Source organism: Aeromicrobium changchenzhani, assembly GCF_057586615.1.
The window spans coordinates 2,502,400-2,518,689 of the sequence record NZ_CM172480.1; the positions used below are offsets into that span (position 1 = coordinate 2,502,400).

11 protein-coding genes are annotated in these 16,290 nt (G+C 58.6%); 8 read left to right on the forward strand and 3 right to left on the reverse strand.

The features are described 5' to 3' along the window. Positions 1 to 71 precede the first annotated feature (71 nt). The 4 genes from AC2YB9_RS12670 to AC2YB9_RS12685 are packed head-to-tail and all read left to right on the forward strand — an operon-like array spanning position 72 to position 4,253. Complete coding sequence (locus AC2YB9_RS12670) at positions 72 to 1,043, forward strand: glycosyltransferase (RefSeq protein ID WP_487265703.1); 972 nt, start codon at positions 72 to 74, stop codon at positions 1,041 to 1,043. Continuing rightward, the gene (gene glf, locus AC2YB9_RS12675; RefSeq protein WP_487265704.1) at positions 1,043 to 2,224 is read left to right on the forward strand and encodes a UDP-galactopyranose mutase; all 1,182 of its coding nucleotides are present in this window, start codon (positions 1,043 to 1,045) and stop codon (positions 2,222 to 2,224) included. Before AC2YB9_RS12670 ends, glf begins: the two co-directional genes overlap by 1 nt. An 11-nt stretch (positions 2,225 to 2,235) precedes the next feature. Continuing rightward, positions 2,236 to 3,423 (forward strand): CDP-glycerol glycerophosphotransferase family protein, encoded by a 1,188-nt coding sequence (locus AC2YB9_RS12680; RefSeq protein ID WP_487265705.1) that lies wholly within the window; start codon positions 2,236 to 2,238, stop codon positions 3,421 to 3,423. Beyond that, positions 3,420 to 4,253 (forward strand): CatB-related O-acetyltransferase, encoded by an 834-nt coding sequence (locus AC2YB9_RS12685; protein ID WP_487265706.1) that lies wholly within the window; start codon positions 3,420 to 3,422, stop codon positions 4,251 to 4,253. The genes AC2YB9_RS12680 and AC2YB9_RS12685 overlap by 4 nt, the downstream gene beginning before the upstream one ends. Positions 4,254 to 4,263: 10 nt before the next feature. Here the strand turns inward: AC2YB9_RS12685 and AC2YB9_RS12690 are convergent, their stop codons facing one another. The 3 genes from AC2YB9_RS12690 to AC2YB9_RS12700 all read right to left on the reverse strand — a co-directional run bounded on the left by AC2YB9_RS12690 (position 4,264) and on the right by AC2YB9_RS12700 (position 9,792). Then, entirely contained in the window at positions 4,264 to 6,192 is a 1,929-nt protein-coding gene (locus AC2YB9_RS12690) for a CDP-glycerol glycerophosphotransferase family protein (protein WP_487265707.1), read from the reverse strand. A gap of 97 nt (positions 6,193 to 6,289) precedes the next feature. Beyond that, on the reverse strand, positions 6,290 to 8,365 hold the full coding sequence (locus AC2YB9_RS12695; RefSeq protein ID WP_487265708.1) for a fibronectin type III domain-containing protein: 2,076 nt from the start codon (positions 8,363 to 8,365) through the stop codon (positions 6,290 to 6,292). Beyond that, positions 8,347 to 9,792: a phospholipase D-like domain-containing protein gene (locus tag AC2YB9_RS12700; protein ID WP_487265709.1), complete on the reverse strand. Its 1,446-nt coding sequence runs from the start codon at positions 9,790 to 9,792 to the stop codon at positions 8,347 to 8,349. Before AC2YB9_RS12700 ends, AC2YB9_RS12695 begins: the two co-directional genes overlap by 19 nt. Before the next feature lie 203 nt (positions 9,793 to 9,995). Between AC2YB9_RS12700 and AC2YB9_RS12705 the strand changes: the two genes are divergently transcribed. From AC2YB9_RS12705 to AC2YB9_RS12720, 4 genes are all read left to right on the forward strand, one after another. Further along, complete coding sequence (locus AC2YB9_RS12705; protein WP_487265710.1) at positions 9,996 to 10,712, forward strand: copper resistance CopC family protein; 717 nt, start codon at positions 9,996 to 9,998, stop codon at positions 10,710 to 10,712. Between the two features lie 100 nt (positions 10,713 to 10,812). Continuing rightward, positions 10,813 to 13,155, forward strand: a complete 2,343-nt coding sequence (locus tag AC2YB9_RS12710; protein WP_487265711.1) for an IPT/TIG domain-containing protein — start codon at positions 10,813 to 10,815, stop codon at positions 13,153 to 13,155. Between the two features lie 196 nt (positions 13,156 to 13,351). Next, a complete protein-coding gene (locus AC2YB9_RS12715) occupies positions 13,352 to 14,854 on the forward strand; it encodes an IPT/TIG domain-containing protein (protein WP_487265712.1) in 1,503 nt (500 codons plus the stop codon). Positions 14,855 to 14,943: 89 nt separating this feature from the next. Next, a complete protein-coding gene (locus AC2YB9_RS12720) occupies positions 14,944 to 16,284 on the forward strand; it encodes an IPT/TIG domain-containing protein (protein ID WP_487265713.1) in 1,341 nt (446 codons plus the stop codon). Positions 16,285 to 16,290: the final 6 nt, after the last annotated feature.

The following is a 16,290-nucleotide window of genomic DNA, read 5'->3' on the forward strand; positions in this document are numbered from 1 at the left end:
CCGCTCAGTTAACGTCCATCGCGGCTTTGGGGCTTTAGACGTGCATCAATGGTCACCAGTAGGATGAGGACGTGAACTCGGCATCCGAATCTGTCCATATCGCGATCGTCACCTATAACCGTTCGGCTTTGCTAAAAGGGCTGTTAAAAAGTGCCGCAGCGATGACGACCCAGGCCGATCGTATCCATGTGATCAACAACGCGAGCACCGATGACACTACTGAGATCGTCGACGCGGCCATGGCTGATTTCAAGCCCGGCCAGCTCGTTCATCATCCCCAGGCGACGAACACCGGCGGCGCTGGCGGCTTCTCCGAAGGCACCCGCGTCGCGCTCGCCGACGGCGCGGACTGGGTCTGGCTCATGGACGACGACGTTGAGATTCTCCCTGAGGCGCTGGCACGCTTCGATCCATGGATGAAACAGTTCCACTGCATCCACGGTCGCCGTTACGACGTAGACGGCAGCCCGTTTTACTGGCAGGCAAAGTTCAACAATTTCCTCGCGGTGCCGCTCCCGTACGGCCGCAACAACTTCAACGCTCAAGGCGTCGCGATCACCAACTCGGGCACTTTCGAGGGCATGCTGATCCACGCCGACGTGGTGCGTCAGATCGGCCTGCCCGATCCACGCTTCTTCATCTCTTGGGATGACGCCGTTTATGCATGGCTGGCTTCACAGTTCACGAAGGTCGCTTATGTCGACGAATACGTGCTGCAAAAGAAACGCGATCAGAAACAGATCAGCCTTGCTGGCATCCGCCATTTCAACGACTCGAGTCCGCTGGCTCGCTACCACGTGATGCGCAACCGCGCGTACGTAGCCAAATATTTCGACGCACATGGACAGCTCAATCGAGTTGGCTTCGCGCTGGGAACCTTCCTTACCTTCGCAAAGGAAATCTTCCGGCTGCTCGCCGTCGATCACCGGCTCAAGGGCGTCGACGATCTCACCCGCGGTATGCGCGACAGCCGTAAGTTGCGGGCCGACAAGACGTGGCATCCGATGGATCCCGCCGACGTCCCCGCGCGGAAGGATTCGTAATGAATGCAGACATCATCATCGTTGGATCGGGATTTTTCGGCCTGACAATTGCCGAACGTTGTGCCAATGAGCTGGGCCTTAAGGTTCAGGTCATTGACCGCCGCCACCACATCGGCGGCAACGCCTACAGCGAAGTCGAGCCCGAGACTGGCATTGAGGTCCACCGCTACGGTGCACATTTGTTTCACACGTCCAATCAGCGAGTGTGGGATTACGTCAACCAGTTCACCTCGTTTACTTCCTACCAGCATCGCGTCTACACCACTTATCGCGATGAGGTCTTCCCGATGCCGATCAACCTCGGCACGATCAACCAGTTCCAACGCGCCGCGTACTCCCCCGACGCCGCTCGTGCGTGGGTCGCTGAGCAGGCCGGACTGCAGACCGAAGCCACCAATTTCGAAGAAAAAGCGATCTCGTTGATCGGCCGACCGCTCTACGAAGCCTTCATCAAGGGCTACACCGCCAAGCAATGGCAGACCGATCCGCGCGAACTCGCCGCTGAGATCATCGCTCGACTCCCCGTCCGCTACACCTATAACAACCGTTATTTCTCCGACACCTATGAGGGCCTGCCAACGGACGGTTACACGGCCTGGTTGGAGCGGATGGCCGCCCACGACAACATCACAGTCACTCTCAATGCGGATTTTTTTGATGAGTCGCAGCCGTTTAATAAGGCGGCCTGTGTCGGGCAAACTCCGATTGTGTTCACCGGCCCGATCGATCGTTACTTCGACTATGCCCAAGGCAATCTGGCGTGGCGCACGCTCGACTTCGAGGAAGAAGTGCTTCCGATCGGCGATTTTCAAGGCACACCCGTCATGAACTATGCCGATACCGACGTCGCTTACACCCGGATCCATGAGTTCCGGCATTTTCACCCCGAACGAAACTACCCCGCTGACAAGACCGTCATTATGCGCGAGTTCTCGCGCTTCGCCGAACACGACGCCGACGGCAACGGGGATGAGCCCTACTACCCGGTCAACACCGCTCAGGATCGTGAACGGCTGCTGGCATACCGCGAACTTGCCAAAGCAGAAAAGGGCGTCTTATTCGGCGGGCGTCTGGGCACCTACCAATATCTCGACATGCACATGGCGATCGGCGCAGCGCTGTCGATGTTCGACAATCAGATCACCCCCCTACTTCAAGGCCAACGCACCAGCGGCCGCTAACCTGTCTGAATATGAGAACCTTCATCTCATGGGTCCTCGGACATGCGCGCCGTTCACGGGTTTTCCCAACGAGCATGCTCAATCGCGCGGCCGATGTCGACCGTCTGAATGCGCCCATCGGCGCGGCGGCCATCGTATGGTTCCCGACCGCCTTGGACAGCCTCTACCAGCTCCGCGGGTGGTACCACGCGCTCGCCGAACTGAACCGGGTGCAGCCGGTCGCCATCGTTTGTCGGGATTCTCGAGTCAGCAAACAGATTCGGGCCGAATCAACGCTCGACGCATTTTCACTATCGACCTCAGCTCAATTGGACAGCATTCTGTCCCAAAGCACGGTGAAAATCGCCCTATACGTCAACCTAGATCCGCTGGATTTCGATTGCCTACGATTCCGCACACTCATGCACATCTACATCGGTCATGGCGACAGCGACAAACAGGTTTTCTCTTCTAATCAGGTCAAGGCATTCGATCGCTATTTCGTCGCTGGTGAAGCTGCGATCGAACGGCTTGCGACGGAGCTAAGGTTCTACGACGCCCGGTCACACGCCGTCGCGATCGGCCAACCACAACTCGACGGTTTGGAACTAAACTGGGACGAGCCTGCTGGCGAGACAGGCCCGATCAAAGTCGTTTATGCGCCGACCTGGGAAGGCGCCCACCCCTCGACTTCCTACAGTTCTGTGATCAGCCACGGCGAAGCGATCGTCGAGTCACTGCTGCGTGCTGGTCATGATGTCCTCTATCGACCCCACCCGTTCACCGGGCACGAAAGTCAGGCTTTCGCCGCGGCCGATCGGCAGCTGCGCAGGATCGTCGAACGCGCCGGGCAGGTGGTCGATACGTCGCCCGATCTCGGTCTGGCGTTCGAGGGCGCCTCGGCACTGATCACTGATGTCTCTGCGGTGGCGAGTTATTGGCTTCCCTCTGGCCGCGCTCTCTTGGTCACCGTTCCCACCACAACTGATGCTGCCTCCGATACGCTTGCGGCACGACTTCCACGGCTCTACGCCACCGATGCCAGTCGTACGGCGGATCTGATTGCTGAGTTGATCGCAGGCCCACCTGACTACTCAGCCGAGATCACTGCCCACCTCAACGATGTGACGCCCGGTGCCGCGACGGAGGCCTTCGTTGCCGCGGTCGGCCATGCCAGCCGCCAGCGCGACGCAGCATGGAACCAAGGAGAGCAGCCATGACCGAGCCGGCCCAATTCCCCGACAACCGACTCCCCGACAACCGCGACTTGGTCAAGGGCCACAAATCGGTTGGCATCCCCGAGGGCAAATCCGTTGAGGTCGAGCCTCCCGTCTCTTTTCTCGGTCGCTTCGCCTTCAACGATTCCGCGCGAGTCGGCGCCTTCACCTACTTCCATAGCGGGCTGGCTGTCTCGGTCACCTCGATCGGCCGCTACTGCTCGATCGCGGGCAAGTTCAGACTCGGCGATCATGAGCACCCGTTGCATTGGTTAAGCACCAATGTGTTCCAGTACAACGACGAACGCTTCGCATTTCACCCAGCTGGGGTCAGCAGCCGGGTGTCCGAAGAGCAGTGCGATTTCCGTGGTCAGCCGCCGGTCATCGGCAACGACGTCTGGATCGGCTCTGGCGTCACAATTTTGCGAGGAGTCACGATCGGTGACGGCGCCGTCATCGCTTCGTCGGCGGTCGTAACCAAGGACGTTCCGCCCTACACGATTGTGGGCGGAGTGCCAGCCAAAGTGATCTCGCAGCGCTTCGATCCCGATATCGTTGCCGAACTGTTGGACCTTCGTTGGTGGCAATTTTCGCCACAACAACTCGATGGAGTGCCGTTCACCGACATTCGTGCGGCAATCGATGAGGTCAAACGTCGCATCGATGATGGAATGCAACCGTACGAACCGGCGTGGCTGTCGCTGCCATTTCCACCGCCACCACCCCCACCGAAGCCAGCACCAGAGCCAGCCCCGCCACCACCGACCTGGGGACAACGGGTACGACGAAAGTTGCGGCCACGCACCCGCCTACGGCGATTCTTGGCGGGCTAACACCGACCTTTTAGTCGTCGTCCGGTTCCTCGGAGTCATCGGCCTCTTGGTCAAGCAGCGGATCGACATTCGCCGAGATCCGGAACCGGTTGGCGATGGTTGCGGCGTGCGCAACCGATTCACGGGTCACTCGCTCGGTCTCGGTAATAAAGACGCGTAACGGTCCTTGCGGCAGATCGCCTAACACATACTTGCCTTGTGCGATCCGTTCGGCACGCATTGTGTCCGCACCGAGTGCATCCCGGAGCACTGCGTCGAGATTGCCCAGATCACCGTCAAGCAGATAACTCGAACGTTGCGTGGGGAAGGTGTCCAGAAACTGGTCTTTCGCCATGCTGACCGGGTTCGACACGATGACCGGTCGTTCGGTGTAGAGATAGTCGGTCACGACGCTGGAGATGTCGGAAATCATGACATCGGACTGGTCGAACGCGTCATACAGTGTCACTGGCGAGCGCGGATCAACAAAAATGTGGTCACCATCGTTGAGCATGTCGGCGATCGCAATCCGCGCCGCATTCATACCCGGCCGCTGGACACCGCTGTTGGGGTGCGGTTTGAAAATAATCCGAACATTTGGATACTCGGTCAGAATATGGCGAATGATTTGTGGACCCATGCGCTCCAACGACGAGTAGTTCGACTCCTCGTAGTAGCCCTCGAAGGTCGGTGCGTAGAGCACTGTGGGGCGATCGGCGCCGCGCGGACCAACGAGGAGTTGCGCCATCTGGGGACGACCAACGATTCGGTAATTATTGTCCGCAATCGTGATCCCCGCCGACTTGTAGCGGTCGATCGCGGCCTGACCGGCGACCCATACCTCGTCATAGACGCGCGAGACCGGATTGGCACTCGTCGATTTGTCACTGTCACCATGGTTGAGGAAGACGTGCTTAACCGCAGCCTCGCGCAACAGATGGACGTTCTTGCCGGCGTTGGCAAGGTAATAGACCAGATTGACCCGATCAGCGGTAAGTTCCTCGACATGGCGCGTCTTCGGTGCATAGACGACCGTAAGCGTCGTCTCTTGGACCGGCGCCAGGTTGCTGGACTCACGCACGAGAACGAATCCTGGCGATGGCACCTGCTCGATAACCGGGATCCATTGATTAAGGATGTATTTGGACTGGCCAGCGCCGGCTGACAGATAGGTGACATGTGTCGGCGCGAGGTCATCGAGGAACCGCTGAAGTTCGCTCATGAGTTTCTCGCCGGTTTCGTCCGAACCGAGGCGTCGCACGGCGATAACTGTGGCCAGCGCAGTCGCAAAGCTCAGCACCCAGCCGAACGCAACGATCAACCAGACGAGGTTGGGGCGGCCCGCGTGTCCGGTGACCACCACCGCGCCGACTGCGCCGATTAGCACGACAACCTGGGGTACAGACTGAATCATCCCACGCAGATAGAGTCGGGCCATTGTTGGAAGCGGCTCGGCTTGAGTTCCTTGCGGGACATAACGCACTGCTACCTGCTGGCTGCCCAGCCAGCGAGCCGACAGCCGGTCAATGAACTGGGCGCCGTAGGAGCCGAATCCCATGATGATCACCGCAGCGGCCGTATGTCCGTGTCCGCAGCGTGCCTCAACTGCGGCAAAGAGAACGACGTAGATCAGTCCACGCAATGCACTATCGACCCGCAATCGGTGCAGGACAATCGAGTCACGAGCCATGCCGCGGGCGGCCAGCCCGTCGACAATCAAGGACAGCACTAAGGCCGCCAACCCGACCCAAGTCCAACCGAATATCAGCGCGAGAATAAGCGCTAAAACCGTCGAGATAATCAGCCAGAAATAGTTCGCAGCGACGAAGCCCACAATCAGCCCATTGGTGTTCGTGGGATTCAGCACCGCAAGCGCGAACTCGAGCGACTTGCCCAGCCGAAGCCGCTTGCCGGTGCTGCTATCGCCGGCAGCGAGCGTGCGTGACTTCAGATCGAACATTGAACTCCTTGAAGGAAACGGCACAATAGCGCGCCGCCAAATCTTATCCGTGGACGCCGCAGAATCAGCCAGCCGGGCCGTTCCTTAGCCCGCCAGTTCAGCGGACCTTGAATTTTTTGTATGTTTTGGTCTGGGTGAAGTATCCGTAACGGCTGTAGGTGACCTTGAGACTGACGTAATGCTTACGGTCCGCCGACTTCAATTTGTAGGTCGGAGTGCAACGGATCCTGCTGCAGTAGTCTCTGGAACCAGAACTGTTGGTCGTAGTGCTGCCGCTGGTGCCACGGATGTTCTTGCCGTCGCGTGTCCATACCCAAGACATCTTGGAATATGTCGCCGACGCACCATACTGGTCACCGATCCACTTGTTGAACTTCGACTTCAAGGTCGTGCCGACTTTGCGCGAACCATAAACGTGGAGCGCGTACTTCTTGCGGAAGTCCTTCGGGCTCAGCTTGACGTTTGTCTTCGCAATAGGCGATCCCGACTTATCCTTCAAACAGGAATCACCCGATGGCCGCGCCGCGACGACCTGATGATTGGTGAGCTTGACCGCGGCAGCATAACCCGCAAAGCCGTCACCTCTGTTATAGACAAAACGCAGCCAGTACCAGCCGTCGGCGAGACCACTGAGCTGGTAGCCACCCGAGCCAGTTGTCTGTGTCATCGCCATGACGTCACGTTTATAGTCGGAGCCTTCGCTCCAGCAGCTGCGCGCGGTTACGTCGACGGATTTCAGCGGCGTGCCAGCTGAGTCCTTGACAACACCGGAGACCTTGCCACCCGTCCCCAGGTTGACCGTCTGTGCGGTGGTTTGGATGTTGGCGCTGACCGACATGTTTTTGGCGTAGGCGTAAACCGGCGAACCGTTGCTCGTACAAGTGGCGCCCATCGGCGCGGCTGGCGCACTGCAGCCGGCCCATAGCGAGGTGTAGTTGTCGCGTCCGGTGTAAGAGGCCTGCACACGATAGGTGCCCGGTCGAACTTTGATCGTGTAGTTGCCATTTGGGTTGACGGGGACGTCTGACTCTTCGACGAGGTTGCCGTGGTCACCGGCCTTGGATTTTTTGCCCTTGGAGTCAGTGCGGTAGGTCGTGGAGTAGGCAGTGACGACCAAGTCCTTGCGCGCGCTGGCAGGGATTCCCGAGACATTACCGGTGATCGTTCCACGTGCTGTCGGCGTCTTGGTCTGTCGCACGTCGGAGGAGTCTGACACTTTGTTGCCCGAAGCATCGACCACATAGACACGCATGAAGTAGTTGACGTTGGAGCTGAGCCCAGTAACTTTCTTGCTGGTTGCGCTCGTTCGAGTAACCGTCTTGGCGCCTGACATCGAAGTGTTTTTGGCGTACTGGACGACGTACTGGTCGCCAGAACGAATGTTGCCCGGTGCGGCCGGTGGGGTCCAACCGAGTGTGATGTAGTAAGAATTTTGGACGATCATTTTCAGGTCGGTAGGTCCGTTGACCGCCAAATTGGACGTTTTAACCTTGATCGCTTTGGAATAGGGGCCAACCCGAACGGCCGGCGCATCGCCTTCCTTGGGCAGGAGCGATGCGACGCTGATGTAGTAATACGTATTCTTTTTGAGCCGGTCCGCCTTGCCATTGGAATCGGAACCGATGTCGTTGACCCGGGTATCTTTACTGTTAGAGACCGCTTCGGCTCGGATCCGCCACGCTGGCGTGCCAAGCGTCTTATCGTTGAATGACCATTCGCTGTCGATGAACGTGCCACCAACGTTCGTGGTCTTGATCGCATCAACCGAGCCATACTGATATTTTGGCGTCGAATTGACCGGGGTACTGGCCTTACTCTTCACACCGTCTGCGGCAATTGCGTAGACGCGGAAATAATATTTGGTGTTGCGAGTCAGTCCGTTGATATAGGCGACTGGCTCGGCTGGTTTGTCCTTGCGCTCATAGGTCTTGGCCCCCGAGAACGAACTCTTCGTGGCGTACTGAACTTGGTAACGAGTCGCGCCAGTCACCTTGGACCACGACACCTGAACGGTGTCCATCCCCAGCGATTCGGTTTTCGGCTTCTGCGGGACGCCCGTAACTGCGGCCCCCGCAGCCACCGGTGAGAGAAGTGCAGCAAGGACGGCGACCGTCACCAGCAGGACCAAGGCCAGCCCGCGCGAGGCGCGGGGCATCACTTTGATGGCTTGCATGTGGTGCTCCCCTGATTCATTTCGTTCCAACCGGCCATAAACTTCGCGAAGAAGCGACGGGCATCGTCCTTGTATTCCGATGACGCGCGTCGCGAATCGATCAACAGCATGTGCTCATCGCTGTAGCGCAGACCCGACGTTGACATGTTGGCGGTGCCGAACAGCGTCCGGCCCTCGTTGTTGCGTCGCGAACCAACCAAAACGAACTTGGTATGCAGCGGTGTAGCCGAGCACCGCACCGGGACATGAGCCTTGGTGAGGAATGCGAGTGTCGACTTGGTGATTGTTGCCATGCCGCCCTTGGGCGACAGCATAATCTTGACATCACAGCCACGCTTGGCCAACCGCTCGGCTGCTCTGGCGAACTGCTCCGAACGTGAATCGCTCAACCGGAACATGCCGACGCGTACCGTCGTGTCGACCTTGCAGTCGACATCGTCGAACTGCTTGGTGAAGTAATCCCGCGCAGTCTGCGGTTGCGGACTAAACGAGACCGTGGTGCCGCGCCCGGCGTCCGTCCCGTGACGATAGACCGGGTCGACCCAGACCTTGGGGTAATAGCCGCCCATTTTCTTGCCGTCCACGAGCTTCTGTCCCGAATATCTGTTTACACCGCTGAGGCTGCAATATTTGTTGTCAGCGCAGTACTGCATGCCCTTGAAGCGTTTGGTGAACAGGTTGTACATCGCCAGGTCGTTATAGATGAGCGAGCCGTCGGCCATGTAGTTACGGGTCTGGCCGCGGGAAATATTAGCCGAGCTGGAATAGATCGCCGGGTGCTGTCCACCCGTCTTGTCCCAGGTCGTGTCGCTGACCGTGATGAACTTCTCATGGTTAATCGAGTTGGGCAGCACACTGGATTTGTTGGTTTCATAGCAACCGTTGGTGCACCATTTGATCTTGGCCTTGACCTTCGAGCTGGGACCAAGCCGCGCGATAATCTGCTTGCGTCCGAGCGAGGAGGTGATGCTGCCGTTGTCGCTCACGAGATTGACTTTGACTTTGCGTTTCGAAACGACGTAGTCAAGTGCCAACCAAATCTGCTCCGGATCGCCCTCAAAACGGGTGACCGGGCCGAGCGCCCGCAGGAAGAACATGCCGATGTTGATCGTCGACCCTTGTTCGGCTCCGCACACGATCTGCGCAATGCGCTTGGAAAAATTCCATGGTGTTTCGTTGCCCGCATCGCCGAAACCTCGGGTGTCCATGTCAGACATGTTGAAAAACACGTCGTAAGGTGGCGGCGTGCTCGTGAATGTGGGACATGAGGTCGCGGTTGGCCCCGCGATACCGGTGTCGTCGGTAGCCCAATCGAGCGCAAGCGCCGGACTCAAGACTAGGCCGGAGAGCGTCAGCAACGCGACCACCATGATCAGCGTCCCTCGGCGTCGACGAGGTGTGACTCGTCGCCAGTTCAGACCTAACATGCATCCCTCCGCTCGCGTTGCTGCGTTTGCCCGAGCAACGCAACCTAGACGTCCAGATAACATGCGTCCCCGAACGGCGGCATGCGTCGCAACCGGCATGATGTTATCAGTTGAGTTGACAATGACGTAAACTCCACGTCGAGCCCGCGTCCGACTAATTTCATGTCGTTGGGAAGTTCGACTCATCCATCGGGAGGAACCGAATGTCGCGTCGTATCGGCGTCTTGGCCGTATTCGTGATGGCATTGCTGTTACCAGTTCCCGCGTTCGCGGCCAACGATGCACCCCTAGCTCAAGAGCCGGGAGTCCACGAAGTGCTCGCTCGGGCGCCATCCGCGGTTGTTCTTGCATTCGCCTGGGACCTCGACTCTGAGTCGACCCGCATCTACGTGATCGATTCGAAGGGCAAGAACGTCACCAGTAGCGCTCCCGATATCAGCGGATCGAATGCAATGGTGCAATTGGATTTCGGTCTCGACCGCGGAACTTACTCCGTCTACTACCGGACCACCGATCGCGATGGTGGGCTGATCGGCGGCGCCTACCAGTTCGCGATCGAACAGGGCAACTGGACGAAACTCAAAACACCCAATGCCTGGGTGGGGTCGGCAGAACAACCGACCATCTTCAAAGGCGAAGACCCCAATCAACCGGCGACCAAGAAAGACCTGAAGCCGAAGACCACTCAGTCTCCTGGGCTCGAGATCGTTAAGAAGGATGGAACCGTCGAACATCCAGCCGACATCAAAAAGACGAAAGACACGGCCGCGTCATCGAACGGCTCGAATCTCCCGTGGTTCATCGGCGGAGGCGGCGCACTGGTGGCAGTTGTGCTCGCGACGATGGCAGTCGTCAAACGTCGCAGGGTGTCCCCCGTTTACGCCGGCAAGCAGATCACCGACACACCTTCCGACGACTGAACTTCGAGTCACTACGGTCTCACCCGTCACACTAGAGTAACTTCAGTGCTGCCTTGTCACATGAGTCACATTGTCGGTAGGCTCCCGCTACCATGCCAAAGTGACTTTCCTAGGGACCGACATGCCGCGATTTGTTCGAGTATTTGTGCCGATGCTGGGCGCCATAGTCCTCACAGCCGGTTTGACCGTCGCGCCCGCTCAGGCCGCGAGCAAGCCGGTGTTCACCTCGATGTCGGCGACAGCTGGGCCGATCGCGGGCGGTCGAACGATCACGATCAGCGGCAAGCACTTCACCAAATCGTCCAAGGTGAGGTTCGGGTCGGCATACGCCGGCAAAGTGACCAAGAATTCGAGCAAAAAGCTCATGGTCGTCACCCCTAAGCACTCTGCCGGACCGGTCCATGTGCACATCAAGACTTCAGGCGGCACCTCCAAGTCAACCGCGAAGAATGTCTTCACCTACCGCAAACCGCCGGTGATCTCCAAGATCTCGCCGGCGACCGGCCCCGGTAGCGGTGGTACCAAGGTCACGATCGACGGCAGCTATTACACCAGCACGACCAAAGTGCGGTTTGGCTCGGTCTATGCCACCAAGGTCAAGAAAGTGTCGAGCAAACGACTCACCGCCGTTGCACCGGCTGGCACCTCCGGGGCCGTCGATGTCAGAGCAAAATCTTCCGGTGGCTGGTCGGCGACACGGTCGGCGTCGTTCACCTATCAAACTCCCCCTCGTCTCTCATCGTTGTCCACCACGGCTGGGCCGCTCACGGGTGGTAAATCTGTCACGATCACTGGCGCCGACTTCACCAAAACGTCCAAGGTGAGGTTCGGAACGGTTTATGCCAGCCACGTGACCTACTCATCGGCCAAGAAGCTCATTGCCGTAAGTCCCCTGCACTCCGACGGTCCGGTCGATGTGCGGGTCGAGACCTCGGCAGGCACCTCCGCAATGTCTAGCAACGACGTCTTCACCTACCGCAAAGTTCCGACGGTAAGCGCGGTGTCGGCCTCGAACGGTCCAACTGTTGGCGGCAACACGGTCACGATCGACGGCCAGTACTACACCCGCACCACCAAAGTGCGCTTCGGTTCGACCTACTCAACGAACGTCAAGAAAGTGTCGAGTAAGCGGCTCACGGCCGTCGTGCCCGCCGGCTCCGCTGGGATCGTAGATCTCACTGTGACGTCCTCGGGTGGCACATCAGTCCCATCGTCGGCCGCGACCTACACCTACATCGCGCCGCCGACCATCCAATCGCTCTCCACTACACAGGGCAGCGCAAACGGCGGCACAAAGGTCACGATCCGTGGCTCGGCATTCACTCCCGATTCCGTCGTCTTGTTCGACGACACCAAGGCGACCGCGGTAACCGTTTCGTCGCCAACTCAGTTGACCGCAGTGTCGCCGAAACACGCGATCAAGCGCGTCCAAGTCAAGGTCGCGACACCGACCGGCACCTCCAAGACCAACAGCGCCACGGTTTATCAGTACGGCACGGATGCACAACTCCAACTGAACATCGGCAGTTTCAACGTACGCGTTGGCAGCGGCTATGACTCGTCGCGCGGTCCCTATGAAAAACCGTGGACCACCCGAGTGCCAGTCGTCGTCAACCAGATCCAGCGTGAAGGTCTGGACGTCGTCGGCGTGCAGGAAGCTTCGGCCAGCAAGAAGCACACCGCAACCGGCGTTGCACAGTTCCAAGATTTGGCCAACCGGTTGGGTTCGCCGTACAAGCTCACCAACTCCGACCGTTATTGCTATGACTCCGACAAATCCGGCAACTGTGTGACCGGCGCCAGCTCATCGGATCGCATCATCTATAACTCGGACCGCCTAACAATGCTCAATGAGGGTGCCCGCAAACTCGACACCCGCAAGCCCACGGACGGTTCGGGGCGTTACGTCGTATGGGCGATCTTCCAGGACAAGCGCACCGACAAGAAATTCTTCTTCGTCAACACGCATCTTGAGCCCAACAAGGACGGCAAACTGAACGGCCTGATGCGCGAATCACAGACTAGGATCATCCTCACTGAGATCGCCGAGGAAAACCCCGCGGACCTGCCAATCATCTTCAGCGGCGATCTCGCGACGAGCAAATTCGACAAAGGCGTGCCCGCCAACGTCGCACACGACATGCTGACAGGTGCTGGTTTCGTCGACCCGCTCATCAACACCTATAAGTACAAAGGCGCCGAGACGCTGGTGTCCAACCTGGTCAATACCCGCTACAACAGCCTCAACTATTTCGAGAAGGCCCCCGCAACTGTGGCCGCCAGTTATGCCATCGGATCGTACGTTGACTACATCATGGTCGGAGGCGGCAATTTTACGATGACCGACTGGCATACGGTGATGGACTTGGACGCGAACGGAAATTTTAAGGGCGTCATCCCCTCGGACCATAATCTGATCACTCTGTCCGTCGGGCTACCCTGATTCTTGTACTGAGCGCATGCCAGCACGGCAAACGTTCGGGCACGGTTGTTGAACCAACTCAGGAGTTCCGAAAATGGCGCGGTTATTACGGCCCTCCTCGCCAGGGAGCAGGCGGGCGCGTCGCACATCGTCCCATCGCGATCTGCGTCGGCGGAGATCCCGACGAGTCTGGATTGCAGCCCTCGCCGGAATCCCGGTGTTCGTGATTTGGGCCCTGATCACGATCCGGCCGGGCTCAGCACCGTCGCCGTCCGATCCCGGGCCGACTATCACTCGACTTTCTTCGCTTACCGGACCGATTGAGGGTGGAATTCAGCTTGTCATCACCGGGTCTGGTTTCACCGAGCGCCCAACTGTGACCTTCGGTGGTATTCGAGCCAAAATTGAATCAGGTTCAGACCGCAGAATCGTGGTTGGTGTGCCGGCCAGCGACGCTGGCAGTACGTCAGTTCGTGTCCTAACACCTGACGGCTCCTCGCATTTGGGACGCTCATCACAATTCACCTACGTCGCCCCACCGACCATCGCCAAACTTTCCCCCGATGAGGGCAAGGCACGGGGTGGCCACGAAGTGACGATCACCGGCACAGATTTCGTCACTGGAACGACCGTGCGTTTCGGCAAGACTCCGGCCACGAATGTCACCGTAACCTCCCCCACAGTTTTAACTGCGACGGTGCCTGAGCGCGACTTCGGCCCGGTCAACGTGCACGTCACGACGCCCTACGGGTCATCGGAGACATCCGATAAATCCACCTATCGGGCTGGCAGCGATGCCGAACTACAGCTGCGAGTCGGCAGCTTCAACGTCCGCGTCGCCAGCGGTTACCGGAAATTCCGCACGTCACGGCTCGAACAGCCCTGGATCAAACGTCTGCCGGCTGTGGCCGATCAGATCAAGCGCGAGGATCTGGATGTCGTCGGTATCCAGGAGGCTTCGGCCAGCGGCAAATACACCGCGACCGGTCGCTCGCAATATGAGGACATCGTCGCCAGGCTCGGATCGCCATACAAGCTGACCAATTCGTTGCGGTACTGCATGGGCTCTGGCGCCGGAGCCGCTTGCCGTGGCGGCGGAAGTTCATCAGACCGCATTATCTACAACAGCGACCGACTGAAACTCATCGCGCAGGGCGCCCGGAAACTGGATAGTCGTGGGGGCCGCGCTGGCTCAACTCGTAACGTTGCGTGGGCGAAGTTCAAGGACCGCCGCTCGAACAAGAAGTTCATGCTCGTGAACACCCATCTTGAGCCCGGCAAGGTCAATGCGCTCCGGGTACGTCAGGCACGCATCATCCTCAACACAATCGCCCAGGAGAACCCCCAGAACATTTCGACCGTTCTCGTCGGCGATCTCGGCGCAAGTAAATTTGATCCGCAAGGCAACGGGGCACACGCCGCGCTCACGGGTGCTGGATTCGTCGATCCACTGATCAATACTCGCCGCTACCGAGGCGCCGAGACGCGCGTCAAAAAACTGATCAATATACGAAACGGCAGCCTCAATGACTTCCGGAGCGCACCGCAAGGCGTCGGCGGCTTCCCGATCGGCTCCTACCTCGATTATATTCTGGTGCGGGGCGGAGACTTCGATCTCGTCGAATGGAAAACCGTCGTCGATACCGGATCCAACGGTCGCTTCGCGGGTGTCATACCCTCCGATCACAATCTCGTCACGCTGCGGCTCGGTTTACCCTGATCGGTCTTTCGTTTGCTCGTTCTTGAGACTCAGATCTTGAATTGAGATACGGTCTCAGGACTGTCAACCATCAACGAAAGACAGCACGCATGCCCACTCGAGTCCTGTTCAGACTCGCAGCGCTCGGCGCTACGGCCGCACTCGGACTGGCCGTAATGTCCGCGCCCGCCGAGGCTGCGAGCAAAAAACCATCAATCAGTAAGGTCTCGCCGGCAACGGGGCAGCTCAGCGGCAAAACGAAGATCACGATCACCGGCAAACGCTTCACCAAGAGCGCCAAGGTCTACTTCGGCTCCACGAAAGCCAAGATCAATTATTCGTCGACCAAAAAGCTGTACGCCTACGCTCCCGCGAAGAAGTCGGCTGGCTCGGTCAAAATCAAAGTCAAGACGTCCAAAGGCACCTCAAAGACCAAGACCTTCTCCTACAAGGCCCCGCCAAAGCCCACCAGCGGCCTCAAAGTCGGCAGCTTCAATGTGCGCGTGGCAAGTGCATACTACGACCCCATGAAGAAGGAAAAGAACGAAAAGCCTTGGACTACACGCGTTCCGGTCGTTGCCGACCAGCTGCGTCGTTCAAACCTTGACGTCGTCGGCATCCAGGAAGCGTCTGCGGGCAGCGGCTACACGCAAGGCGGAGTCGCACAGTTCCAGGACATCGCCGACGCTCTCGGCACGCCATATGCCCTGACCAGCGTCGAGCGTTACTGTTACGAGCCCGACGCGAGCAGCCGCTGTCCGGATGCGGCCAGCTCCTCGGACCGCATCATTTACAACAGCGGCCGGCTTGACCTGCTCCGCACCGGCGCACGCAAACTCGACAATAGAGGCTGGAGCAATGGTTCGGGACGATACGTCGCCTGGGCAACCTTTAAGACCAAGAAGACCGGTAAACAGTTCTTTTTCGTCAGCACACACCTTGAGCCTGGTTCGACCAAGGATAAGTTGCGCGGTCAGCAGGCAGGCATCATCCTCGATGAGATCAACACACAGAACACCAGTAACCTGCCTGTCATCGCCGTCGGCGACCTGAGTGCTACCAAGTTCGCCGCTAACAGCGCCGCACACACGAAATTCACTGGAGCCGGCTTCACCGATCCGTTACTCAACACCTACAGATACAAAGGCACGTCGAAAGTGCGCACCGCAGTCAACCTGAAGTATTCCGGCAACAACTACTTCGGCAACCCACAGAACGCGGATAAGCCCACACCGAACGAAATCAAGGGTCACTTCCGTCCACAAATCGTGAACGGCAACTATCCCATCGGGGCCTATCTGGACTACATCATGACGCGCGGCGGCAAGTTCACCTACGACCGGTGGGAAACCGTGCTCGACTTGAAGTCAGATGGCAAGTCAAAAGGCGATTTCAACGGGGTCATCCCGTCGGACCATAATCTGATCACGCTGAGCATGACGTTCTCCTGACTCAGG